The sequence below is a fragment of the Sneathiella sp. genome (assembly GCF_002694385.1).
Lineage (GTDB): Bacteria > Pseudomonadota > Alphaproteobacteria > Sneathiellales > Sneathiellaceae > Sneathiella.
Genome location: NZ_NZMB01000012.1, coordinates 213253 through 237483, shown reverse-complemented (window position 1 = coordinate 237483; position 24231 = coordinate 213253). Strand labels below are relative to the sequence as shown.

The 24231-nt window shown below is 55.9% G+C and carries 20 protein-coding genes and 1 tRNA gene; 4 read left to right on the top strand and 17 right to left on the bottom strand.

The annotated features are described in order from the left end of the window. Positions 1-11 precede the first annotated feature (11 nt). The 3 genes from trpS to CMN55_RS07860 form a co-directional block, all read right to left on the bottom strand. Positions 12-1010 carry a tryptophan--tRNA ligase gene (gene trpS, locus CMN55_RS07870; RefSeq protein ID WP_293949153.1) on the bottom strand — a complete coding sequence of 333 codons (999 nt, stop codon included), beginning with the start codon at positions 1008-1010 and terminating at the stop codon, positions 12-14. A gap of 134 nt (positions 1011-1144) precedes the next feature. Continuing rightward, entirely contained in the window at positions 1145-2701 is a 1557-nt protein-coding gene (gene murJ / locus CMN55_RS07865) for a murein biosynthesis integral membrane protein MurJ (RefSeq protein WP_293949151.1), read from the bottom strand. Positions 2702-2737: 36 nt separating this feature from the next. Further along, positions 2738-5530, bottom strand: coding sequence for a [protein-PII] uridylyltransferase (locus CMN55_RS07860; protein ID WP_293949149.1), 2793 nt, complete (start codon positions 5528-5530; stop codon positions 2738-2740). Between the two features lie 147 nt (positions 5531-5677). On the opposite strand from CMN55_RS07860, the gene CMN55_RS07855 reads away from it, so the two are divergent. Then, on the top strand, positions 5678-6100 hold the full coding sequence (locus CMN55_RS07855; RefSeq protein WP_293949147.1) for a DUF1801 domain-containing protein: 423 nt from the start codon (positions 5678-5680) through the stop codon (positions 6098-6100). A gap of 15 nt (positions 6101-6115) precedes the next feature. Here the strand turns inward: CMN55_RS07855 and CMN55_RS07850 are convergent, their stop codons facing one another. Further along, complete coding sequence (locus CMN55_RS07850; RefSeq protein ID WP_293949145.1) at positions 6116-6886, bottom strand: SDR family NAD(P)-dependent oxidoreductase; 771 nt, start codon at positions 6884-6886, stop codon at positions 6116-6118. 78 nt (positions 6887-6964) lie between these two features. Beyond that, positions 6965-9592, bottom strand: coding sequence for a DNA mismatch repair protein MutS (gene mutS / locus CMN55_RS07845; protein ID WP_293949144.1), 2628 nt, complete (start codon positions 9590-9592; stop codon positions 6965-6967). A gap of 149 nt (positions 9593-9741) precedes the next feature. Between mutS and CMN55_RS07840 the strand changes: the two genes are divergently transcribed. Beyond that, entirely contained in the window at positions 9742-12009 is a 2268-nt protein-coding gene (locus CMN55_RS07840; protein WP_293949143.1) for an NADP-dependent malic enzyme, read from the top strand. Between the two features lie 19 nt (positions 12010-12028). Here the strand turns inward: CMN55_RS07840 and CMN55_RS07835 are convergent, their stop codons facing one another. The 3 genes from CMN55_RS07835 to CMN55_RS07830 all read right to left on the bottom strand — a co-directional run bounded on the left by CMN55_RS07835 (position 12029) and on the right by CMN55_RS07830 (position 16421). Next, positions 12029-12799, bottom strand: coding sequence for an ABC transporter permease (locus tag CMN55_RS07835; protein WP_293949141.1), 771 nt, complete (start codon positions 12797-12799; stop codon positions 12029-12031). A gap of 10 nt (positions 12800-12809) precedes the next feature. Then, positions 12810-13712 (bottom strand): ABC transporter ATP-binding protein, encoded by a 903-nt coding sequence (locus CMN55_RS17125; protein ID WP_366931989.1) that lies wholly within the window; start codon positions 13710-13712, stop codon positions 12810-12812. A 1197-nt stretch (positions 13713-14909) separates the two neighbouring features. Beyond that, the gene (locus tag CMN55_RS07830) at positions 14910-16421 is read right to left on the bottom strand and encodes a 3-hydroxyacyl-CoA dehydrogenase (RefSeq protein WP_293949139.1); all 1512 of its coding nucleotides are present in this window, start codon (positions 16419-16421) and stop codon (positions 14910-14912) included. A 188-nt stretch (positions 16422-16609) separates the two neighbouring features. On the opposite strand from CMN55_RS07830, the gene CMN55_RS07825 reads away from it, so the two are divergent. Both CMN55_RS07825 and CMN55_RS07820 read left to right on the top strand, forming a co-directional pair. After that, positions 16610-17068, top strand: coding sequence for an Hsp20 family protein (locus CMN55_RS07825; RefSeq protein ID WP_293949137.1), 459 nt, complete (start codon positions 16610-16612; stop codon positions 17066-17068). 101 nt (positions 17069-17169) lie between these two features. Then, the gene (locus CMN55_RS07820) at positions 17170-17319 is read left to right on the top strand and encodes a hypothetical protein (protein ID WP_293949135.1); all 150 of its coding nucleotides are present in this window, start codon (positions 17170-17172) and stop codon (positions 17317-17319) included. A gap of 15 nt (positions 17320-17334) precedes the next feature. On the opposite strand, the gene ptsN is transcribed toward CMN55_RS07820, so the two are convergent. From ptsN to CMN55_RS07775, 9 genes are all read right to left on the bottom strand, one after another. Further along, positions 17335-17811 (bottom strand): PTS IIA-like nitrogen regulatory protein PtsN, encoded by a 477-nt coding sequence (ptsN, locus tag CMN55_RS07815; protein WP_293949133.1) that lies wholly within the window; start codon positions 17809-17811, stop codon positions 17335-17337. Positions 17812-17856: 45 nt separating this feature from the next. Next, positions 17857-18459 (bottom strand): ribosome hibernation-promoting factor, HPF/YfiA family, encoded by a 603-nt coding sequence (gene hpf / locus CMN55_RS07810; RefSeq protein ID WP_293949640.1) that lies wholly within the window; start codon positions 18457-18459, stop codon positions 17857-17859. Between the two features lie 154 nt (positions 18460-18613). Beyond that, positions 18614-20158, bottom strand: coding sequence for an RNA polymerase factor sigma-54 (rpoN, locus tag CMN55_RS07805; RefSeq protein ID WP_293949131.1), 1545 nt, complete (start codon positions 20156-20158; stop codon positions 18614-18616). Between the two features lie 30 nt (positions 20159-20188). Continuing rightward, complete coding sequence (lptB, locus tag CMN55_RS07800) at positions 20189-20962, bottom strand: LPS export ABC transporter ATP-binding protein (RefSeq protein ID WP_293949129.1); 774 nt, start codon at positions 20960-20962, stop codon at positions 20189-20191. 14 nt (positions 20963-20976) lie between these two features. Beyond that, positions 20977-21531, bottom strand: coding sequence for a lipopolysaccharide transport periplasmic protein LptA (lptA, locus tag CMN55_RS07795; RefSeq protein ID WP_293949127.1), 555 nt, complete (start codon positions 21529-21531; stop codon positions 20977-20979). A 21-nt stretch (positions 21532-21552) separates the two neighbouring features. After that, complete coding sequence (gene lptC / locus CMN55_RS07790) at positions 21553-22230, bottom strand: LPS export ABC transporter periplasmic protein LptC (RefSeq protein WP_293949125.1); 678 nt, start codon at positions 22228-22230, stop codon at positions 21553-21555. Positions 22231-22233: 3 nt separating this feature from the next. Then, positions 22234-23235, bottom strand: a complete 1002-nt coding sequence (locus CMN55_RS07785; RefSeq protein WP_293949123.1) for a KpsF/GutQ family sugar-phosphate isomerase — start codon at positions 23233-23235, stop codon at positions 22234-22236. A 129-nt stretch (positions 23236-23364) separates the two neighbouring features. Continuing rightward, entirely contained in the window at positions 23365-23979 is a 615-nt protein-coding gene (locus CMN55_RS07780) for a ribonuclease D (protein WP_293949122.1), read from the bottom strand. A 67-nt stretch (positions 23980-24046) separates the two neighbouring features. Then, positions 24047-24133 (bottom strand) — tRNA-Leu (locus tag CMN55_RS07775). Positions 24134-24231: the final 98 nt, after the last annotated feature.

The window sequence follows — 24231 nt, the reverse complement described above, 5'->3', positions numbered from 1 at the left end:
AGCAGCCGGGGTTATGGCTGCAAAAATCCAACGACATCCTTCACTTCCCGAAGAACCGGTGCTGCAAGGGCGGCAGCCCGTTCGGCCCCCTTCTTCATGATGGCATCCACATGGCCGGGATCAGCTGTGAGACGCTTCATTTCCTCACCGATCGGCCCGAATTTATCCACAGCGAGATCAGTCAGCGCCGGTTTGAAGATGGAGAAGTTCGCCCCGGAGAATTCATCCAGAACCTGCTGCTTGCTGAGATCCGCAAGCGCCGCATAAATGCCGACCAGATTGGCCGCCTCGGGGCGGTCTTTCAGGCCTTCTTCACTTTCGGGGATTGGTTCCGCATCAGTACGCGCCTTGCGCAGCTTCAGGGCGATGCTGTCCCGATCATCCATAAAGGTGATGCGGGAATAATCGCTCGGGTCCGACTTTGACATTTTCTTCGATCCGTCACGCAGGGACATGACCCGTGTTGCCGCCCCGAAAATAAGCGGCTCCACCATCGGAAAAGTTTCTGTCCCGAAATCATTGTTGAATTTCTGGGCGATATCGCGGGTCAGTTCCAGATGCTGTTTCTGATCTTCGCCAACCGGGACATGTGTCGCCTTGTAGACAAGGATATCCGCCGCCATCAGGTTGGGATAAGCGTAGAGACCGACAGACGCATTTTCACGATTCTTGCCGGCCTTTTCCTTGAACTGGGTCATGCGGTTCAGCCAGCCGAGACGGGCGACGCAGTTGAAAATCCAGGCAAGTTCCGCATGGGCGGGCACAGTGCTCTGGGCGAAAATGATCGACCGTTCCGGATCGACGCCCGCCGCGATATAGGCGGCGGCGACCTCTCGGGTGTTCTTGCGGAGCTCGGCCGGGTCCTGCCAGACGGTGATGGCATGCATATCGACGGCGCAATAGATGCACTCATACTCCTGTTGCAGGCGCACGAAATTGCGGATCGCGCCGAGATAGTTGCCAAGATGCAGATTACCGCTCGGCTGGACGCCGGAGAAAATACGAGACATTTCCGAAAAGCTCCTCACGCTTTGGACACGCGCCCCTTTTGACAGGCTGACCATCAGGCTGCCGGGGCTGGGATCGGGCTGGGCCCGGTTGTTGCCTCGGCCTTATTGCAGGCCGCTGTCTTTGCGTCAACTCCTTACTTCGATGGGCGGCGTTTCAGCATGTTTTTCACTTCCTTCGGTTTTGCGCCACCGAAGGCAAGGATGGCAAGGGCATAAAGCACCATCCCCCCGCCGACAAGCAGGGCGAGCAGGGTGATCCGTGCTGCAAGATCATCCGCAAGCAGGCCGTCCAGATAACGGCGGGCGACATACAGTCCGGCGGCCATAACGAGGGAGGCAAGGAAAATGCCGACCAGCCGTCGCAGCAGGCGAGCATCGGCCGCATAATGGCCCCGGCGCCGCAGAATGATAAACAGGGCCATCACATTGAACCAGGAGGAAAGGGACGTCGCGAGGGCGATACCGACGTGACCAAATGACTGGATAAGAAGCAGACTGAGGCTAACATTCAGGATCATGGCGATTACCCCGACAATCACCGGGGTTGTTGTGTCTTCCCGAGCGAAAAAACCGGGCGCGAAAATTTTCACCAGAACGTAAGCCGGAAGCCCGCTGGCAAAGGCAAAAAGCGCCATGGCGGTGGCTTCGCTGGCGGCGGCGGTGAATTCACCATGCCGGAACAGGGCGGAGATGATTTCCTCGGGGATGACCATCAGGGCCGCGGTGGCGGGCAGGGTCAGCAGTAGTGCAAGCTCCAGCGCGCGGTTCATGCTGTAAAGGGCGGTGGTTTCCTCCCCGCTGCGTAGCTGCCGCGACAGCATGGGCAACAGGGCGGTGCCGACCGCAATGCCGATCACGCCAAGAGGAAGCTGATAGACCCTGTCGGCATAATAAAGATAGGAAATGGCGCCGGTTGCGAGATAGGAAGCAATGATGGTCCCGACCAGGATATTGATCTGCATCACCCCCGCGCCAAGGATGCCGGGCAGCATCAGACGGAACAACCGGCGGATATCCGCATTGAAAACGGGACGGCGTAACGGGACGCGGGCCCCCGTCCGTTTGCAGGCAATGACCAGAAACACCACCTGCGCCAGACCGGCCAGGGCGACACCGACGGACAGCAGCAGCCCGACATCACTTTCCGTCTTGCCGATACCGAACAGCAGGAAGGCAATCAGAACAATATTGAGAAGGATTGGTGCGGCGGCCATGGCTGCGAATTTATAGAAAGCATTCAGCACGCCGCCCAGAAGGGCGACAATTGCCATGGCCAGCAGATAGGGGAAGGTAATGCGGGTGAAATCGACGGCGAGTTCGAACCGCAATCCTTCCGTTCCGAAGCCGGGCGCAAGAAACTGCATCATGAAGGGCATGAAAATCATGAATAGCGCCGAGAATATCAACAGAAACCCGACCAGAATGGAGAGGGCATGGCTGGCAAATTCAAGCGCCATATCCTTGCCTTCCTGTTCCAGCTTGCGGGCGAACAGCGGAATGAAGGCGGCGGAAAAAGCGCCTTCTGCCACAAGCCTGCGGAACATGTTAGGGATGCGGAAGGCGACAAGGAAAGCATCCGCCACAGGCCCGGCGCCAAGGATGGCCGCCATCAGAATATCACGCAGGAAACCAAGCACGCGGCTGATCATGGTGTAGCCGCCAACGGTGGCAACGGATTTAAGCAAACTCATCTTGATCCCATATCACCACCGGATTTGAAATGCCCATCAGCTTCCGACGCTGGCGGTCTTTTTGGCCGCCGCCGTTTTTTTCTGCCTTTCCTGCTCGTCCGACAGGGCGGCGAGGAGTTTCTTTTCGATATTTGCGAGTTTTACCTTATTGGTGATTTTGAGACCGAAGCTGTCCTTGACATAAAAGACGTCAACTGCCCGCTCGCCATAAGTGGCGATATGCGCCGAGGATATGGACAGGGACAGGCTGAACAGAGTGCGGGTCAGATGCGCCAGCAGGCCGGGCCGGTCCCGGCCGCGCACTTCGATCACCGTATGGGTATTGGACGCCATATTGTCGAGAATGACGGTCGGCTGGACGGTAAACACCTCGGTCCGGCTCGGCAGGCTGGAGTCGCGCCGGTCGATCAGTTCAAGATGCGGTTTGCGGGTGCCTTTCAGGGTATCTTCAATCGCCTGGCGCAGCTTTTTCATACGCCCGCGCTGGTCGTAGACCTGTCCTTGCGCATCCTGAATGAAGAAGGTATCCAGCGCCATCCCGTCGGTGGTGGTATGAATCTTTGCATCGACGATGTTGGCGCCGCTGATAGACATTGCGCCGGCAATACGCGAGAACAGGCCCGGATGGTCGGCTGTATAGATGATCACCTCAGTGATGGAGCGGAAAGGGTCGCTTTTTGAAGTGACGGTGAAGAGCGCACCCTCCTTGTCCGCCTTGCGCATCAGCTCGGCATGGGAGACGCGATCATCGCTACTGGTCGCAATCCAGTAAGACTGGTAGAAACGGTCGATATGGGCATTGATGTCCTGTTCCTGCCAGTTCGTCAGACGGCTGCGGAGTTCTTCCTGATAATGCTTGGCCCGTTCACCCCGGCCTTCCGATATATGCCCGCCGGTCAGCGCATTTTCACTGGCGTAATAAAGCTCGCGCAGGAGCTGACCTTTCCAGCCATTCCAGACATTGGGACCAACGGCGCGGATGTCGGCCACGGTCAGCACCAGAAGCAGGCGGAGCCGTTCCGGACTCTGGATGATCTTGACGAAATCCTCGACCGTTTTCGGATCGGAAATGTCGCGCTTGAATGCAAAGCTGCTGAAGACAAGATGATGCCGCACGAGCCAGGCAACCGTTTCTGTTTCCGAGGGGGATAGGCCGAGCCGCGGGCAGAGTTTCATCGCGACTTCGGCGCCGAGAATGGAATGATCCCCGCCGCGTCCCTTGGCAATATCATGGATCAGCACAGCACAATAAAGGATGTTGCGCGAGGTTATTTTCGGCATGATATTGTGAGACAGCGGATGGTCTTCCTTCAACATGCCCCGCTCGATCTGCGAGATGATGCCGATGGCGCGGATCGTATGTTCATCCACCGTGTAGACATGATACATATCATGCTGCATCTGGGCGACGACACGCCCGAAATCAGGAATAAACTTGCCAAAGACACCGGCCTCGTTGAGCCGCCGCAGAGTGGTTTCCGGGTCCTTGTGACTGGTCATCATGTCAAGGAACAGCCGGTTGGCCGTGGGATTATTCCGGACGCCGCGGTTGATCAGCCGCAGATCCTGACGGATCAGGCGCAACGCGTTCGGATGGACGTCAAGTTCCCGTTCCTGCGCCAGATGGAACATTTCCAGCATCTTGACGGGATCATTTTTGAAGTCATCCTCTTCGGCAACATTGATCCGCCCCCCCTCGACAATATAGCCTTTCAGCTTGCGCCTTGCGAGACCGAGGCGCGGAATGGCGAGGCGGCTTTTCTTCTGCTGCTCCGCTTCCAGCTTGGCGCAAAAGATGCGGGTCAAATCGCCGACATCCTTGGCGACGAGATAATAATGCTTCATGAACCGTTCGACGCCGCGCGAACCCGCATGATCCTTGTAATGCAGCCGGTTGGCAAGTTCAGTCTGGACATCGAAAGTGATGCGTTCTTCCGGGCGGCATGTCAGATAATGCAGATGACAGCGGATAGAGCGCAGGAAGTTTGACGCCTTGGTCAGCTTGCGCCGTTCTTTCTCCGTAAAAACGCCGAGACCAACCATTTTGGAGATATCGGTCGTACCATGAACAAACTTTGCAATCCAGAAAAGCGTTTGCAGATCCCGGAGGCCACCCTTGCCTTCCTTGATGTTTGGTTCAACAAGATAACGGGAATTGCCAAAGCGCTCATGACGCTCTTTCCGCTCCTGCAATTTGGCTTCGATGAATTCCCGGCTGTGGCCGACGACGACTTCCTTCATGTATTTGCGGTACATTTCCCGGAACATTTCCTGGTCGCCCCAGACATAGCGCGCCTCCAGTAGGGCGGTCTGGATGGTGGTGTCCTTTTTGGCGAGGCGGATACATTCATTCACATTGCGGGTGGAATGACCGACTTTAAGGCCAAGGTCCCACAGCATATAGAGGACAAATTCGATGACCTGCTCGCTCCAGGGGGTCCGTTTGTAGGGATAGAGAAACAGCAGGTCCACATCGGAGTAAGGGGCGAGTTCTCCGCGCCCGTATCCGCCGACAGCCACCAGAGACAGCTTTTCCTCAGGTGTCGGGTTGCTCAGCCGATAGACATACTGGGTGGCCACATCGAAGATGGTGCGGATCAGCTGGTCGACCAGAAAGCACTGGGCATACATCATCGCCCGGCCTTTGCTGGACTGCATGAAGCGCGTCTCTATCACCTTATTGCCGTCGTCGAGCGTCTTTTTTAGCAGGCCGAGGAGGTCACGGCGAAATTCAAACCCGGCGGGAGATTGCGTCTCCGCAATTGCGGCAATTGCCTGCACCAGGGCGCGACGGTCGATGATTTCCTTACGATTCGGAATTTTTTCCATATAACATCCAGATAACCGGCTGTTCTTGCCTTGCGGCATACAGCCTCATAAACTCCGTTGACAGCTTTTAGCAAAAAATGACGATGAATGCCCGAAAATATGTTGCTGTCCGACATACAGGGCTTACTGGCCGCCAAAGGAGCAACCATGGACCCCACAGAAATTCAGGATTTGTCCGTTGCTGCTGTTTTCAAGTCCTATCCTCAGGCTGTCAGGCTAAAACTGCTGCGTTTGCGCTGGCTGATCCTGGAGACAGCGAGAGGCATGGACGGCCTTGAAATAACCGAAACCCTCAAATGGGGTGAGCCTAGTTATAGCGCAAGCGGTAAAATCGGAACACCCTTGCGGATCGCCCCGGCGAAGACCGATGGCCATTACGGCCTTTACGTTCATTGCGGGACAACATTGATTAACGAGTTCAGAGAAAGTTATCCCGATGCGTTTCATTACAGCGGAACCCGGGCGCTGCTGTTTGGCCCCGATGACGAGGCGCCGAGGGAACTGCTGGAAGATTTCATCCGTTCCGCGCTGACCTATCACCGCCGCAAACGTCAGAAATCTTCCCGCTGAACGTGGCCTGAAGGTTCAGGCGATCGTCTGTCCACCGTCAATGACAAGGGTTTGCCCGGTGAGGAACGTTCCCGCCTTGGATGCCATCATGATGGCGGCGCCGGCAATCTCGTCCGGCTGGCCGATACGTTTCAACGGTGCGCGGGACGTGGCGCGTCCGAGAATTTCTTCATCCTCCCACAGGGCGCGGGCGAAGTTGGTCTGGATCAGGCCGGGCGCGATGGCATTGACGCGGATATTGTCCGCCCCATGCTCAACGGCGAGGTTGCGCACAAGCTGCATATCCGCCGCCTTGGAAATGCTGTAGGCGCCAAGAACCGGATTGCCGCGCACACCGCCAATGGAGGAAATAATGATGATTGCCCCGTCTTTGCGCGCCTTCATTTCCGGCAGCACCATATTGCAAAGCCAGTGGTTGGATTTGATATTGGCGCTCATGATCTTGTCGAAGGCATCATCGGGAATATCCATGGAGGAGCCGAAGAAGGGGTTCAGCGCCGCGTTGCAGACAAGGACGTGGATATCACCCAGCTGCTTGTGAGCCTCATCCACCAGATGCTGCAATGATTCCTTCGAGTTGATATTGCAGGGAATGGAGAATGCCTTGCCCGCACATCCTTGAGGCAGGCTGTCATTTATCTCCTTGGCCACTTGCTGGCAGAGATCTTCCTTGCGGCTGGAAATGGTGACTTGGGCGCCTGCCTCTGCCATGCGATGCGCAATCGCCTTGCCAATTCCCTTGCTGGATCCGGTGATGATGACATTCTTGCCTGTCATATCGAACATTCATATTCTCCCTTTTCTTTTTTTGCCCGATTGAGCGCTGTGTATGATGAAAGCTACCTGTCCGGGCGTTTCTTGTCATCAAGAAGATTTTCGTTTGTTTGCCAAATCTTTCAACTCATAGAGAAGGGCAAGCGCCTCGCGGGGGGAGCAATCATCAATATTCATTTCTGTGAGGCGTGTTTCAACGGCGGATGGCAATGCTTCCTGCTCCTCAAAGGCGGCCTTTTTGACGATGGCGGAAAAGAGCGGGAGATCATTGGCGAGGCGCGTTGCGGCGGAGCCCTGATCCTTTTCTTCGAGTGCCTTCAGAACGCTTTCCGCGCGACTGATCACGGTTTTGGGCAGTCCGGCCAGTTTTGCCACCTGGATGCCGTAGGAACGGTCGGCCGAGCCCTCTGCGACTTCATGCAGGAAAATCACATCACCTTTCCATTCACGCACGCGCATACTGTGATTACGAAGCGCCGGAAGCTGTGCGGCAAGTATGGTCAGTTCATGATAGTGGGTTGCGAAAAGCGCGCGGCAGCAGTTGACTTCATGCAGATTTTCAACCGTTGCCCAGGCGATGGAAAGCCCGTCGAATGTGGCCGTGCCCCGGCCTATCTCGTCAAGAATGACCAGGGAGCGCGGCCCGGCCTGATTGAGGATGGAGGCGGTTTCCACCATTTCCACCATAAAGGTCGAGCGGCCACGGGCCAGGTCATCCGCCGCCCCGACGCGGCTGAACAATCGGTCGACAATGCCGATATGGGCGGAGGATGCGGGCACAAAAGCTCCCATTTGCGCCAGTATGGTAATCAGGGCGTTCTGGCGCAAAAAGGTACTTTTACCGGCCATATTCGGCCCGGTCAGCAGCCACAGGCGTTGCTCCTCGTCAAGGCAGCAGTCGTTGGCAACGAAATCCGCCTCGGCGCCGGTTTTCAATGCGGCTTCGACCACTGGATGCCGTCCGCCCGTTATCCGGAAGCTGAGGCTGTCATCAATGACAGGGCGGCAATAGGACTGCTCGCTCGCCAACTCCGCATGGCTGGCGGCGACATCGATGCGGGCGATGGCTTCGGCGGCCTCAAGAATGGCAGGGCCTGCTTCGCTCACCTTGGCGACCAGCTCGGAAAAAAGTTCGAGTTCCAGCGCGAGAGCGCGATCCGCCGCACGGGAGATTTTATCTTCCAGCTCTCCAAGCTCGACTGTCGAATAGCGCACGGCATTGGCCATGGTCTGGCGGTGGATGAAATTCTCTGTCATCCGGTCGACAAAGCGGGGCGTAATCTCGATAAAATAGCCAAGCACATTATTGTGCCGAATCTTAAGGGAGGGGATATCCACCTCTTTCACATAGGTGGCTTGCAGATTGGCGATATGACGGCGGCTTTCATCGCGCAGCAGCCGCAACTCATCCAGATCGGGACGGTAGCCCTTGGCGATAAATCCGCCGTCGCGGGCCAGCAGCGGGACATCCGGCGCGAGCGCCGCGCTCAGGACTTCCACAAGTTCGGAATGATACCCAAGCTGTTCACTTGCCTGCTGCAATCCCTCCGGAAGGGCATCGAGATCGCCGCTGGCGATGGCGGCACGGATATTGGCGGTTTCCCCAAGTCCGTCGCGGATGATGGCAAGATCACGCGGCCCGCCGCGGCCGAGCGTGAGGCGGGAAAGGGCCCGCTCGGTGTCCGGACAGCGACGCAGGATGTCACGGAGTCGTTCACGTTTTGTCGTGTTGTCCGTGAAATAGCTGACCATATCAAGGCGGCGATTGATTTGTGATGGGGCTGTCAGCGGGCTGGAAATATCCGCCGCAAGGCGGCGTCCCCCGCCGCCTGTCACGGTTCGGTCGATGGTCGCGAGAAGGCTGCCGCCGCGTTCCCCGTTCATGGTCCGGGTCAATTCCAGGTTACGGCGGGTCGCGGCGTCAATCGACATGACATCCTCGGCGGCCATCTGCACTGGCGCCTTGATCAGGGGAAATTTGCCCTTTTGTGTCAGCTCTACGTAATCGACAAGCGCACCGGCGGCGCCCAGTTCCGCCCGCTCAAACGCCCCGAAGGCATCGAGTGTTGCCACATTGAACAGAGCTTTCAGGCGCTTTTCCCCGTTCTGACTGTCGAAGCGGACGGAGGGGAGCGGCGTCAGCCTTTTCCCCCATTCATCAAACAGCTCGGCAAAAGCCTCTTCCTCCAGCCATTTGTCAGAGATGAGGATTTCACCCGGTTGCAGGCGGGCGATCTGCGCAGGCAGGTCTTCCAGCCTTATGGGGCCTGCGAAAAACTCCCCGGTCGAGATATCGAGCCAGGCCATGGCATGGTCTTTACCGGCACGCGCGAGGGAGAGCAGGAAGTTATGGCTCCGGGCATCCAGCAGGCTGTCCTCAGTAATGGTGCCGGGGGTGACCAGCCGGATTACCTCCCGTGCGACAACGGATTTATAACCGCGCTTTTTTGCTTCTGCCGGGCTCTCTGTCTGTTCCGCGACGGCGACCCTGAATCCCTTGCGGATGAGCTTTTGCAAATAGCCGTCCGCGGCATGGACCGGTACGCCGCACATGGGGATATCTTCCCCGGCATGTTTCCCCCGCTTTGTCAGCGCAATATCGAGCGCCTTTGATGCCGCCTCTGCGTCATCAAAAAAAAGTTCGTAAAAATCGCCCATCCTGTAAAATAGAAGGCTTTCGGGATGCGCCTCCTTGATGGCAAGATATTGGGCCATCATAGGGGTCACCGATTTATTCGGTTGCGACTTGGTTTTGTCTAGGGTAGGCATGGGGGAAAACTACCATAGCAGGCCATTTTGCCAACTGCTTAATCTTAAATTTTTAACTTGAAATCTGAATAGCTAGAGAAATATGGGGACAGGGGTCGATGAGTGACAAACCGGATTTGAGCCAGTATGAAGAAGCGCTGCGCTATCACGCAACAGGCAAGCCGGGAAAGCTTGAAATTGTCGCGACCAAGGCCGTCGCCACGCAAGCGGATCTGTCGCTGGCCTATTCACCGGGCGTGGCCGGTCCCTGCCTTGCAATCGAAGCCGACCCTGACGCCGTTTATGACTATACATCCAAGGGAAACCGTGTCGCCGTAATCTCGAACGGAACCGCGGTTCTGGGTCTTGGTAATCTTGGTGCGCTGGCCTCCATGCCGGTGATGGAGGGGAAGGCGGTTCTGTTCAAACGCTTCGCCGATATCGACTGTTTCGATCTGGAAATCGACAGTGAGAATGTGGATGAAATCATCAACTGCATCCGGTTGCTGGGGCCAAGTTTTGGCGGTATCAATCTTGAAGATATCAAGGCGCCGGAATGTTTCATCATTGAACAGCGCCTCCGCGAGCTTATGGATATCCCGGTATTCCATGATGATCAGCATGGCACGGCGATCATCTGCGCGGCGGGGATTATCAATGCGCTGGATCTGACGGGCCGGACTTTGCAGGACTGTAAAGTGGTGGTGAACGGGGCCGGTGCCGCAGCGATTGCCTGCCTTGAACTGATCAAGGCCATGGGCCTGCCTCATGACAATGCCATCCTCTGCGATACCAAGGGTGTGATTTATCAGGGCCGTGAAGACGGCATGAACCAGTGGAAATCCGCGCATGCCGTCAAGACGGACGCGCGCACTTTGGAAGAAGCGATGGTGGGCGCGGATATATTCCTCGGTCTCTCCGTAAAAGATGCGGTCAACCGGGAAATGGTCCGCTCCATGGCGGACAAGCCGATCATCTTCGCCATGGCCAATCCGGACCCGGAAATCACGCCGGAGGAAATCGCCGCGGTGCGTCGTGACGCCATCGTTGCGACGGGGCGGTCCGATTATCCCAACCAGGTCAATAATGTTCTCGGCTTTCCCTATATCTTCCGCGGCGCCCTTGATGTGCGGGCGACGACGATTAATGAGGAAATGAAGATCGCGGCGGCGGAAGCGATTGCCGAGCTGGCGCGGGAGGATGTTCCCGATGAAGTCGCGGCGGCCTATAAAGGAAACCGGCCGATTTATGGCCCGGACTATATTATCCCCGTGCCGTTCGATCCGCGTCTGATCAGCCATGTGCCGACAGCGGTGGCAAAAGCGGCGATGGATACGGGCGTTGCCCGGCGCCCCATCATTGACGAGCAGGCCTACCGGAATGTCCTGAGGGCGCGCCTTGATCCGACGGCCGGGTCATTGCAGCTTATCCTGGATGAGGCGCGGACCTCACCGCGCCGTGTCGTCTTTGCCGAAGGCGAAGAAGAAAAAGTCATCCGCGCGGCGATTGAATTCCAGAAAGCCGGATATGGCATACCGATCCTGATCGGGCGCGAAAGCGAAGTGCGCAATACAATGGCCGAGATTGGCGTCGATGGCCTTGACAGTGTTGAGATCTATAATGCCCGGGAGATGGAAAACCGCGAGAAATATTATCAGTTTCTCTATGAGCGGCTGCAGCGGAAGGGATATCTGCTGCGCGATTGCGCCCGCCTTGTCAATCAGGACCGGAATACCTTTGCCGCCTGTATGGTTGCCATGGGCGATGCAGATGCGCTGGTGACCGGGATCACTCGCCGTTTCAACATTGCCTTCAAGGAAGTACAGAAGGTGATTGATCCGAAGCCGGGCGCGCTGGTCATTGGTGTGTCCGTCATTGTCGGCCGGGACCGCACCGTTTTCATGGCCGATACGACGGTGACGACGCTGCCGACCGCCGAAGAACTTGTCCAGATTTCCAAGGAAACGGCGGAAGTTGCCCGCCGCCTTGGGCACGAACCCCGTGTTGCGCTGCTGTCCTATTCCAATTTTGGCAATCCAAAGCATTACACTGCGGACAGTGTACGTGAAGCAATCGCGCTGATGGACGAGGAAGAACTGGATTTCGAATATGAAGGGGACATTTCCGCGGATGTNGCGCTNAACCCNGAGCTGATGCAGAGNTTCTATCCCTTCTGCCGCCTGTCGGGCCCGGCCAACGTTNTNGTGATGCCGGGGCTGCATTCGGCCAATATCGCCTCCAAGCTGATGCCGGTNNTGGGGGAAAGCAAGGTGATNGGGCCGTTGCTGGTCGGGNTNTCGAAGCCGGTGCAGATNGTNCCNATCGGGGCAACGGTNTCCGATCTTGTNAATATGGCGGCGCTTGCCGCCCATGAGGCCGGTCAGTAAACCGGCCTCTGGCTGACGATCAGTCGTAAAGTCGCTGTTTCAGCCTGCGGTGGGCAANCCAGAACGCCGCAACGCTGAACAGGATGACATACCCGACATGCAGCAGGATCACTGCNGCATCAATGCCNATATTCGCGGTCAGTGGCCGCAGNGCGGCAACGAGATGTGTCATTGGGAATATCCAGGCGATATACTGAATAAACTCAGGAAACCGCGAAATTTCAAAGAAGACGCCGCAAAAGACGAACATNGGCGTCACCCAGAATGTGAAGAANTANGCGAAGAATTCATATCCCTTCGCATAGGCGGTNGCGACAAGCCCGGCGCAGGCAAAACAGATGGCACCNATAAAGACGATCGGCAGNGTCAAGAGCGGCAGGAAACTATGCGGNACNCCGCCCCAGATCCAGCCGACGATCAACACGCAGATGGCGGAAAAAAGNGCCTTGGCGGAGGCCCAGAACACTTCGCCAAGCANTAATTCNGTCAGCGTTACCGGAGTTGAGAGAATGGCATCCCAGTTCTTTTGCAGGAAATACCGGGTGAAAGCACCGATAGAGGTTTCNAAGCTGGCCGTAAAGGCCGCCGAATACCCGATCATGCCGGCCACGACAAATGTCAGGTAGCTCATNCCGGACATGGTGTCGATAAANGCGCCCATNCCGAAGCCNAAGGCNAANAGGAACAGGATCGGGTTCGCCACNTTGGAGACGAGCGANGAGCCGANCAGTTTTCTGAANACGCGGTACTGACGNTCNCAGACCGCCAGNACATANNCAAATTCCGGCATTCTCATCGGTTTAATTCTCTCTCAATATCCGCCCGGTCAGGCGCAGGAATACATCTTCAAGNTTNGCGGGGCGATGCAGATAGACCGCATTCTCCGGCAGATCGGCAATAAACTCGGCTGTCTCGTCCACGAAATANAGGACGGAATCNCCGATATCTTCCTGATCCCAGCGGCTGTCAGGCGATTGCGCCAGCGCCGGTTTCTGCACTTCGAAGACGAANCCNTTCACATGTCGGGCGATCAGCTCNTCCGGCGTNCCCTGATCGAGGACGGTGCCNTTATCGACNATGACAATCTGATCGCACAGNCGTTGCGCNTCATCCATATAGTGGGTGGTGAGNAGCAGTGTCCGCCCCTGTTTTTTAAGCTCGCCAAGCTGTTTCCAGATCAGCACNCGGGCCTGCGGNTCAAGGCCCGTCGTCGGTTCGTCAAGAATAACCAGCTCCGGATTGCCNATGAGGGCNCGGGCNATGGTCAGCCGCCGCTTCATGCCGCCGGANAGNGCATGCACNGGCGCATGCCGTTTGTCGCCGAGNTGCATAAAATCGAGNAGNCGTTCNCTGCGTTCCGCGANAACAGCAGGGGACAGGGCNAAGTATCGACCGAACGCCTGAAGATTTTCGAGNACGGTGATGTCNGGATCGAGATTGCTGTCCTGCGGGACCAGGCCNATNTTTGCTTTNACCTCNCGTGTCATATGNGAGGCGGACGCACCAAANACGGTCAANTCGCCGGAGGTNATNTCGGCAAGGCCCATGATCATTCGCATGGTGGTGGATTTACCGGCGCCATTGGGTCCGAGAAGGCCGAAGCACTGTCCTNTGGGAACGGTAAAATCTATCCCCTTGACCACTTCNAGGGGGCCGTATCGTTTGACAAGATTACGGGCGGCAATGACGGCGGTGTTGTCCATGGGACCCTCTTANACCTCAACGGGGAAAGAGGGAGGCTCCCTCTTGAAAAACAGGCAGGGGAGGGTATGAGGATATCCGNCCTTTCGCAAGCCTTCAGAGACTGAAAATGTGATGATCCTCACTTTTTCAGGNCGNGTATCCTGANNGGATANGGGCCTATTGAATGCCCAGCCCCAGAACGGTCCGGTTGACATATGAAAAATAGGCAACGGCCTGNTTGATTTCGAGAATCTCNCCATCTTCCAGTCCGGCGTGNCGAAGCTCNTCAATCATGCGCAGNGAAATCCGGTCGGGCCGCGTTGTCAGCAGGTTGGCATAGAGCATNATGGCGAGATCNACCCCAGCGAAAGCCTGNTCCGGCTGATCGGCNTTNANGGCGGNATGGANTCTTTCCAGATCTGTATNNGCATCCATCAGCGGCTGNAGCTGCCGGGAATAGCTATCCGCACAATANTCACATCCGTTCAGATANCTGACATAAACTCCGACAATGAGCAGCTTCCANCGGGCCAGAGCATTGGCATTGTTNTTCAGGATATTTCCGGCGAGGCTGAGATGGCTTTCCAGCATATGGGGGCGCAGGGAATGCGCCTTNATGATGTCNTCNATCTCTCCATCGGGTCCNGTTGCTCGNTCATAAAGATGTTTGAGGGTGNTTCCGGCNTTNTCNGGCGGGATAGTCTTGATCCAGGTCATAGTTCCCCTTTGCTGGCGNNCAGCATCTGCTANTTNTNGTCATAATTGACGATANGGGATTAACGAATTGTTAATGAANCGGNTNATTGNGGCATTCTGCCGGGTCCTGCGCCGCCNTTGTCGGAATAAGTTTGCGCTTCNCGCNTCCAGACTTTATGTGTCAGGGCAATGATCATCACAATAAATGGAAAGCCCGTGTCTGACGAATTTGCATCTTCACTGCCCGACANNGATACCCGCAGCAAGCTGGAGAAGGCGGCNGAAATAATCACCACTCATCTCGACAAGGCNTTGCAGGATTGNCTNGCNGCAGGCGTGGAGCGTGAGCATTTTACNGCCGCCGTTATTGCCACCATGATGCAGGCGGTGGAAACCAGTCTTGGCGGAAATGCCGCCGGGGCGCTCGAAGAAATGGCNCAGATGGCCAANCAGAAAGAAANCGAAACGCCCGTCCAGTAGACGGGCGCTCCNTCATNCGANATNCCAATATCCGNCGTCAATCAGTCCGGCGTGTGGATCGGCAGATCCAGCAGGGCGCGNCGGCGCAGCCACTGGCTCGGGCGGTAGCGCTCCTCGCCGGTGANCTTCTGGATGGTTTCGAGGATTTTCAGGCAATTGCGAGTGCCGAGATGTTCCGCGAGCTCGACCGAGCCTAAGGGATAGTTGAGACCAAGCTTCATCCCCTTGTCGATATCTTCCGGAGTGGCAACGCCGATCTGCGCCATTTCACAGCCGAGATTGGCGATCATGGCGCGAATACGCTGCGCGACAAACCCGGGATTGTCCTTGATCCGGGTCACCCCGCCGGAGACGGCCTTCAGCATGGCCATGACCGATTGCACGATGTCCTCATTGACACCGGGTGCAGCCATGATGGTTGCCCGGGAAAAAACACCTGTATGCGTATCAATGGCGACAAGCCGCTTGGCATCAATGCCAAGACGAACGGCGAGCGCGGTGCAATCTTCGCCGATGGGATCGGCAAGGATCGGGGCCTTGCCGTCATCTTCTGCCAGAATGGTCACGCCAAGGTCGCGCAGCAGCGTTTCAAGTGCGGTGGAGCGTTCTGCGAGAACAACGCGGCGGGCCGGTTCTGCGGTGATCTTCTCATCAACTTCGGGGCGGAGGATCGTGCCATCCTCCTCATATTTGTAAAAGCCGGCTTTGGTCTTGCGGCCCAGACGGCCTGCTTCCATCATGCTTTCATGCAGCGGATAGGTGGAAAGGCGCTTGTCCTGGAAATAGCCGTTGTAGATGATCTGGCTGACCGGGAAATTGACATCGATACCGGTGAGGTCGATCAGCTCGAACGGGCCCATACGAAAGCCGCAGGCCTCCCGCATGATGGCGTCCACCTGAAACGGCGTTGCCACCCCTTCGGAGACAATCCGCAAGGCTTCGGTTGTGTAGGACCGTCCGCCGAGATTGACAAGAAAGCCAGGGGCATCCTTGACGACAACCGGAACACGGCCCATGCGCTTGCCGATGACTTCAAGGGCGCTGGTCACCTCCTCGCTCGTATCCGTACCGTTGATGACCTCAACAAGTTTCATCAGCGGCACAGGGTTGAAGAAATGCAGTCCGGCAATGCGTTCGCGGTGTGTGCAGGCGGAGGCGATGGAAGAAATGCGGATGCTGGAGGTATTGGAGGCGATGATTGTATCCGGGCGGACAATTTCCTCAAGCTGCCGGAATACTTTCTGCTTGATGTCGAGATTCTCAACAATGGCTTCCACTACCACGTCGCAATCGGAAAGGCCTTCCATGTTTTCCGCCACATTGAGACGGGAGACAGCACTTGCTCCCTCGGCCTTGTCCATGCGGCCCTTTTCGACGGACCGTTCGATCATTGAGGCGATGAAATCCCGCGCCGCTGCGGCGGCGCCATCGGCTGCATCAAAGATATAGACAGACATGCCGCCTGCCGCGGATACCTGGGCGATGCCGCGCCCCATGGCTCCGGCGCCGACAACACCTATTTTCAAGTCCTGCTTTTGCGGGTCGATGCTCATTACGTCCTATCCTGTTCTTGTCGAAAATGTGAGGCTGTTATACCCCGCGTATTAAAATTGTAAAAGCCCGCCTTGATGCCCCGCTGCACAATCCTTACATAACTAAGCGATAACGCCTTATTGGGCTATTCACCGCTGCTGCCGGTGACCGGTCGGCAGACATCTCGCTCATAAGGAGGAGGAATCAGATGCCGCGTCCCCTGTCGTTCAATCATCCGCTGATGCTGGGCTTTGACCGCTTTGAGCAGATGCTTGACCAGCTTTCAAAAACATCGGGCGACGGATATCCCCCCTATAATATTGAACAGATGGGTGATAACCGCCTGCGTATTACCCTTGCTGTTGCCGGGTTTACGGAAAATGACTTGCAAATAACGCTGGAACAAAGCCAGCTGATCATACATGGTAAGCAACGGGATGAAACAGACCGCGTATTTCTGCATCGGGGTATTGCGGCCCGCCAGTTCCAGCGTAAATTTGTTCTTGCAGAAGGGCTGGAGGTTGCAGGCGCCGAAATAGAAAATGGCTTGCTCCATATTGATCTGGAGCTGCCGACGCCGAAAGTCGAAAGCCGTCAGATAGCGATTAATCGGAAAAATTCAAAAAAAGAAATGAAGACGGTCAATCCGTCGGAATTTATTGACTAATATTCATGGGGTCGCGTTAAGGAGTTCTGGAAATGTTATATCAGGAAGCCACACTTCGCCATTTGAGTCCTGCGGCATTCGGAATGCTGGGATCAATGGATATGGCCTATATTCGCCCGGTAACGGAGAATGGCTCGATTGTTTTCCGCATATTTGCGGCCAATGGTCAGCGGCTTGGTGAGGAAAAGACAGCGGCGGCGGCGCTCGTCGTTGCACGTCAGAATGATTTCGAGGCGTTTCTTATCAATTAAATAGCAAGCGGCGGATCAGGACTTGGCCTGGGCGTCTGGCTGTGGCGCTTCTTCTGTCAGGATGGCATAAAGAGCGTCGGCGTCATGGCTGCCGCGCAGCTTTTCGCATCGCCCCTTGTCGCGCAGGGTGCGGGACACCCGGGCGAGTGCCTTCAGGTGGTCGGCACCGGCACTCTCCGGTGCCAGCAAAAGAAACAGCAGATCGACCGGCATATTGTCCATGGCGTCATAATCCACGCCGTGGCTAAGCTTGGCGAAGATGCCATGCACTTTGTCAATTCCTGATATTTTTCCATGCGGGATGGCAATTCCCTTGCCGATCCCGGTGGTGCCGAGGCGTTCACGCTCGATTAAGACATCAAGGATATCGCGCTCCGGGCAGCCGGTAATCGTTGCCGCTCGCCGCGCCAGCTCCTGCAATGCCTGTTTCTTGCTTGTAGCTTTCACGTCCGCAAAGACCGTATGCGGCTGAATAAGATCGCTAATTTCCATGGTAGCTGAACCAGTAGGTCATTATAACGGCAAAAAGCACGGGAGTCAGACCGACTTGCCCGGTTTTTCGATTCGCGGATCGATCCAGCCAATGTTGCCGTCAGGACGCCGGTAGACAACGTTCAATTCCTTCGTTTTGGAATTCTGGAACATCATGGCAGGCAGGTTTGCGAGGTCCATCCGCATCACGGCCTCCCCTACGGAGCAATCCGGGATATCGGCGCTGCTTTCGGCAATGATCATGGGCTGCCAGTCATCCTGCGTTTCCTCTTCCGGCCGTTCGTCTTCCGGTTCGGGGGCGAGAACATAGCTCTGGGCGGCGAAGGCCAGCTTAGCCTGATAGCGCTCTTTGCCATGATGGCTTTTCAGACGCCGCTTGTAACGTCGAAGCTGTTTCTCGACGCGTTCAAGGGTCGAATCAAAGCTGGCGTAAGGGTCCGCATGGTCGGCCGATGCCGTGACATCAATGCCGGAACCGATATGGACGCTGCATTCGGTGTGGAAATTATGATTTTTCCGGCTCAGAGTGACCTGGGCGTCAATGGCATTGTCGAAATATTTTGAAACGCCATTTTCCAGGCTCGCTTCAATATGCTCTCGCAGGGCATCGCCGACATCAATCTGCTTACCTTTAACAATCACATGCATCACAAAGATCCATTCCTGAAGTGAGACCAAAATCCGCCACACAGGCATTCAAAGCCATATGAGGGCGGGACCATAGTTTTTGTGTATTGCAATGTCAATACACGCGAAATGAAATGGGGATTTGGCGTGGTGATTGCATTTTCTGCATCCCTCCCTAGGAAGCAATCAACTGCTTTTTCAGTCTTCGGCGTTCTACGGAAGACGGTATATTCATAGCATCACGATACTTCGCAACGGTACGCCGTGCAATATCAATCCCCTGAAGTTTCATCAATTCAACGATTTTGTCATCGGACAATATGCGGTTTGGCGCCTCATCATCCACAAGCTGTTTCAGCCGGTGGCGGACGGACGCCGCAGAATGGGAATCGCCGCCCGAGGTGGAGCCGATGGCCGAGGTGAAGAAATACTTCATCTCAAACACCCCGCGCGATGACGCCAGATATTTGTTGGATGTCACCCGGCTGACCGTGCTTTCATGCATGGAAATCGCTTCGGCAATGGTTTTGAGATTAAGCGGGCGGAGAAACTCGATCCCCTGTGTGAAGAACATCTCCTGCTCTTCCACCAGGGCGGTTGCCACTTTCAGGATGGTTTGTGCCCGTTGATCCAGTGATTTTACCAACCAGTTTGCCGAATTAAGGCATTCAGATAGAAATTCCTTCTCTTCCCGGCCGCCTGATTTTTTGCTGATAATCGAATGATAGCGGTTGTTGACAAGGACCTTGGGCAGGGTTTCGCTGTTCAGTTCCACATGCCAGCCCCCATCCGGACGGCGATGGACGAACACATCGGGAACCACCGTTTGGGCAACCTCGCCGCCATATTTCAGGCCGGGTTTCGGGTCCAGCGCCTTGATTTCCGAGATCATTTCGGCGAGGTCTTCCTGATCAACGCCGCAAATATCGAGCAACCCCCTGAGATTGCCATTTGCCAACATTTCGAGATGATCAAGCAGGGTCGCCATGGCGGGATCATAGCGGTTCTTTTCTTTCAGCTGCAGGGCGAGGCAATCGGCGAGATTGGCGGCAAAGACGCCAGTGGGTTCAAGTCCGCGCAGCTTCTCCAGCACCTCAAAGACACGCTGGTGCGGACATCCCAGGTTGTCGGCAATCTCATGAAGGTCGCCGAGAAAATAGCCCGCTTCGCTGACCAGGTCGATCAGATAGGCGGCGATTATCTTGTCGGTCGGCGATAGGGAAAGCAGGGCCATTTGCTGCGACAGATGATCCTGGAGAGAGAGATCGTCGCTCAAGGTATTTTCAAGGCTGAGGTCGGTGCCGGAATAGGAGGCGCTTCCCGTACTGGCGGCGAGATACCCCGTATTGGCGGCATCCGCGGCGATGCTGTCACCCGGCGCATCATTGGCAGCGTCATTGGTATAGATATTATCGTAATCAGTATCGATTGCGGTGTTTTCGGCCGCGGAAAGAGGGATGTCGTCAGAGACGCGCCACTCTTCCAGAGGAGGCGCTTCCGCGTCATTATCAAAATCGGTTCCCTCATCATATGACAGATAGTCATCGTCCCCCGACAGGCTATCAGCCCGTTCGAGGAGGGGGTTTTTTTCCAGCTCCTGCTCGACATATGCCGCGAGATCCAGATTAGAGAGCTGCAACAGCTTGATGGCCTGTTGCAGCTGCGGCGTCATGACAAGCTGCTGGCTCTGTCTTAGATCAAGTCTGGGCGTTAGCGCCATTTTTCTCCCGATCCCGTCAGTCTCTGTAGCCTAGAGATTGAAGCGATCCCCCAAATAAACGCGTCTTACTCCTTCGTCGGACACGATTTCCGACGGATTGCCTTCTTTTATGACACGTCCTTCGTTAAGAATATATGCACGGTCAATGATATCAAGCGTTTCGCGTACGTTATGCTCGGTGATCAGAACGCCAATTCCGCGATCCTTGAGATGGGAAACAAGATCGCGAATATCGCCGACGGCGATCGGGTCAATCCCGGCCAGCGGCTCGTCGAGCATGATATAGTTGGGTTTGCCGGCAAGCGCCCGGGCAATTTCAACACGTCGCCGTTCACCGCCTGAAAGCGCAATGGCGGGTGTGCGGCGAAGATGCGAGATGGAAAATTCCGCCAGCAACCCTTCCAGCATGGCCTCGCGTTTTTCGCGGTCGGTTTCGATCAGTTCCAGAACGGCGCGGATATTCTGCTCCACATTCATGCCGCGAAAGATGGAGGCTTCCTGCGGCAGATATCCGATGCCAAGACGCGCCCGGCGATACATCGGCAGTTCGGTCACATCGCGGCCATCAAGATATATCGTGCCATAATCGGGGCGTAGCAGGCCGGAAATGATATAAAAGCTGGTCGTCTTGCCCGCGCCATTCGGCCCCAGAAGGCCGACCGCCTCGCCCCGGTTGACGGTGATATCCACCCCGCGGAGTATAGGGCGTTTCTTGAAGGCTTTGCCAATATTCTGTGCCCGCAGCCCCGTATTCTCGGCGACCAGCCGGGGACGATTATCGGGAGGTTGTATACCTGTCGTCATCCGTGTTTCATACTTTACTCGCCGGCTTTTTCTTCAGGAACGAATATCCCCTTCACGCGGCCCTGGTTTCCATTCGTGCCCGTTCCGCCTTCCACTCGGCTCTGGCCGGTGGCCAGATTGAGGGTGAGACTGTCGCCGCGCAACACATTCTTACCTTGGGTTAATACCACATTTCCCGTTAAATCAATTTGTTTATTTGTCACCCGGTAAACGCCTTTGTCACCTTGAGCCGTTTCACGCGGGTTGGAGATAAAAACATCACCGATGGCGTCAATCTGGCGGATATTGGCGGGCTCCCCCTGATTTTGCTGTTTTTGGTCCGAATAATGAACGATCAGCCGCGCCGCGCGCATGCGGATTTCGCCCTGGATGACCTGTACATTGCCCTCAAATATAGCGATCTGCTCGGCCTGCTGAACTTCCAGTGAGTCGGCTGTGATTTCAATGGGCTGATTGCTGTCAAAACCGCCGCCGGGTTGGGATTGCGCCATGGCTGCCGGAAGGCCGATCACCAGTGACAGCGCAATGGCAGGAAGCAGCGATTTCAATCCATGGGTCAGCTTCTTCATAAGGGGGTCTTTCGTGGCCGTTCAGGGGTTGATGGTGAGCTTGACATTGCCGTCGAAGCGTATGTTACCAGTTATCTGGTCTGCGGCAAGGCTGTCGGCCTCAATCGTGCCGAGCGGACCATGCCCTTTGAGCGGGTTCTGGCTCACAACAGTTTGCTGTTTCAGATCGACCCGGGCCGAGTTGGCGGCAAGCTGGTTGCCGCTATCACTGAATATGTCGATTTTACCATAAAGATCGAGAATGCCGGTCTCCGTATTGAGTTCTCCCTCGGGGGCGGTGATGGAAATCCAGTCCCCGCTGGTCAGGGTGATATCGGCCTGGAGGTTTTTCAAGGCAACCAGGGTCGCTGTCGGCGACTTTTGTGTTGCCGTATCGGCTGTCACCACATATTGCTGTTCGTTGATATCGCTGGCCACATACTGCGGGTTTTTCATGGTCAGCCCGTCATCGGAAACCGTCACATCAGCGTAATCAAGGGTGAAGCCCTCCGGCTGATCGAGATTTGGCAGGATAAAAGCAAGGCCAATCAACAGGATTGCAAGCCCAAGAAGAATGAATTTTATAATGGATACAAAATGGCTGTAGCGGGCGTTGAATTTCGCTTCGACAAGCGATGGCGTTCCAAGGAAATCCTTCGCGCCCGACAGGGTTTTGTTCGAGATTTTTTCTTCCGGTGGTATGGCATCCGCGGGCTTCATCTTCTATACAACCCCGCTTCTCAGGCAGTCATGGACGCTGATCACGCCGATTGGTATGCCGTTCTCCACAACAAAAAGACAGGTGATGCCGTTAAACCCCGTAGAATTCATTTGGGCGAGCGCCTCCCCCGCCAGCGCAGTTGGCCGGATGGTTTGCGGGTTTCTGGTCATGACCTCGCTGACGGATTTTTCCAGAAGATCAGCACCCATGTGACGGCGTAGGTCGCCGTCCGTGATAATGCCGATTAGCGCCTGTTCCGAACTCAAGATCCCGACACAGCCGAAACTTTTCGCCGATATTTCGATCAGCGCCTCGCTCATCGGGGTGCCCTCCGGGACGAGCGGCATGGCATCGCCCGTATGCATGAGGTCTTCGACCTTGACTAGCGATCCGCCAAGCTTGCCGCCCGGATGAAAAACCCGGTACTTCTCTGCATTGAAACCGCGACGGGCAAGAAGCGCAACGGCCAGCGCATCGCCTAACGCTAACGTGACGGTTGTCGAGGTCGTCGGCGCAAGGCCCATGGGACAGGCCTCCGGTACATCAGGAAGGAGCAGGAGAGCATCCGCGCGTCGGCCAAGCGTGCTGTCGGCCTTTCCCACGATCGCAATCAGCGGGATATTGAACCGGCGGGTGTAGGCAATGATATCGCTCAGCTCTTTCGTGCCGCCTGAATTTGAAAGACAGAGGACGACATCATTGTTGGTGATCATGCCCAGGTCGCCATGGCTGGCCTCGGCGGGATGCACAAATTGAGCGGGAGTGCCGGTGGAGGCGAGGGTGGCAGCGATCTTGTTCCCGATATGACCGCTCTTCCCCATGCCGCTGACGATAACCCGGCCTTTTGCGGCAAATATGTAATCAAGCGCCTTGACGAATTCTGCATCGAGGTCATCCTGAAGTTGCAGGAGCGCCTCCGCCTCCGTTTTCAGGACTTTCCGGGCGGCAACGATATCCGGGTTTTCATCAACCCTGGCTGTCACCGCTTCCTTCGAAATTGTCATTAATCGATCCGTCGTCTGGTTACATTTCCCGATGTGCTTATGGCCGGGCTGACACTCCATCGCTGAAGTCTCTCAATATATAAGAAAATTGCGTCTTCTTCACAAGGTTAATAGCGGGCCTGTCTCTATTCAGCTATGGGCGAAAATATCGGTTTCCGGCCAGCCTTCCAGATCCAGCCGGGCGCGGGTCGGCAGAAAATCGAAACAACGCCGGGCCAACTCGTGCCGCCCCTCGCGCTTGAGCATCGCATCAAGCTGTTCCCGGATACGATGCAGATAGAGTACATCCGACGCCGCATATTCCTTCTGCGCATCAGATAATTCTGCGGCGCCCCAGTCGGAGGATTGCTGTTGTTTGGAAATGTCGATACCGAGGAGATCCTGACACAGATTCTTGAGGCCGTGGCGGTCCGTATAGGTCCGCACCAGCCGCGAGGCGATCTTGGTGCAGTAAACGGGCGTGCAGGTCACGCCGAGGTAATGTTCGATAACGGCGATATCGAAACGGCCGAAATGAAAGATTTTAAGCCGCTCGGGGTCAGCCAGTTGACGGGACAGATTCGGCGCCGCATAGCTTTTCCCGTCGAACTTTACGAGATGGGCATTGCCATCGCCGGCGGAAAGCTGGACCAGGCAGAGCCGATCGCGTTGCGGCAGCAGGCCCATGGTTTCGCTGTCGATTGCAATCTCGGGGCCGAGATCGACGTCATCGGGCAGGTCGCCCTGATGCACATATATCGCCATAGTCATCCTCCGGTACGGCCAGCGCAGTCTGAAGGATAGGAGCATAACCGTAAATATATGCTGAAATTGGTGCCCAGGAGAAGACTCGAACTTCCACTTCCATACAGAAACTAGCACCTGAAGCTAGCGCGTCTACCAATTCCGCCACCTGGGCATCTCGTCGTTGCTTCTGATATAAAGCAGTTGGACGGATGTCAACTAACTTCGTCGAAACTTTCAAAGAATTTTGTGGTTTGCTCTTGGCGAGCCTAT

What these genes read in the sequence shown, in the direction of transcription:
- ptsN (WP_293949133.1), bottom strand. Translation starts at nt 17,811, where the DNA reads ATGGAAATTAGCGATCTTATTCAGCCGCATACGGTCTTTGCGGACGTG.
- trpS (WP_293949153.1), bottom strand. Translation starts at nt 1,010, where the DNA reads ATGTCTCGTATTTTCTCCGGCGTCCAGCCGAGCGGTAATCTGCATCTT.
- CMN55_RS07785 (WP_293949123.1), bottom strand. Translation starts at nt 23,235, where the DNA reads ATGACAATTTCGAAGGAAGCGGTGACAGCCAGGGTTGATGAAAACCCG.
- mutS (WP_293949144.1), bottom strand. Translation starts at nt 9,592, where the DNA reads ATGATGGCCCAATATCTTGCCATCAAGGAGGCGCATCCCGAAAGCCTT.
- CMN55_RS07825 (WP_293949137.1), top strand. Translation starts at nt 16,610, where the DNA reads ATGCCGCGTCCCCTGTCGTTCAATCATCCGCTGATGCTGGGCTTTGAC.
- lptB (WP_293949129.1), bottom strand. Translation starts at nt 20,962, where the DNA reads ATGACGACAGGTATACAACCTCCCGATAATCGTCCCCGGCTGGTCGCC.
- CMN55_RS07780 (WP_293949122.1), bottom strand. Translation starts at nt 23,979, where the DNA reads ATGGCGATATATGTGCATCAGGGCGACCTGCCCGATGACGTCGATCTC.
- rpoN (WP_293949131.1), bottom strand. Translation starts at nt 20,158, where the DNA reads ATGGCGCTAACGCCCAGACTTGATCTAAGACAGAGCCAGCAGCTTGTC.
- murJ (WP_293949151.1), bottom strand. Translation starts at nt 2,701, where the DNA reads ATGAGTTTGCTTAAATCCGTTGCCACCGTTGGCGGCTACACCATGATC.
- CMN55_RS07850 (WP_293949145.1), bottom strand. Translation starts at nt 6,886, where the DNA reads ATGTTCGATATGACAGGCAAGAATGTCATCATCACCGGATCCAGCAAG.
- CMN55_RS07820 (WP_293949135.1), top strand. Translation starts at nt 17,170, where the DNA reads ATGGCCTATATTCGCCCGGTAACGGAGAATGGCTCGATTGTTTTCCGC.
- CMN55_RS07855 (WP_293949147.1), top strand. Translation starts at nt 5,678, where the DNA reads ATGGACCCCACAGAAATTCAGGATTTGTCCGTTGCTGCTGTTTTCAAG.
- lptA (WP_293949127.1), bottom strand. Translation starts at nt 21,531, where the DNA reads ATGAAGAAGCTGACCCATGGATTGAAATCGCTGCTTCCTGCCATTGCG.
- CMN55_RS07860 (WP_293949149.1), bottom strand. Translation starts at nt 5,530, where the DNA reads ATGGAAAAAATTCCGAATCGTAAGGAAATCATCGACCGTCGCGCCCTG.
- lptC (WP_293949125.1), bottom strand. Translation starts at nt 22,230, where the DNA reads ATGAAGCCCGCGGATGCCATACCACCGGAAGAAAAAATCTCGAACAAA.
- hpf (WP_293949640.1), bottom strand. Translation starts at nt 18,459, where the DNA reads ATGCATGTGATTGTTAAAGGTAAGCAGATTGATGTCGGCGATGCCCTG.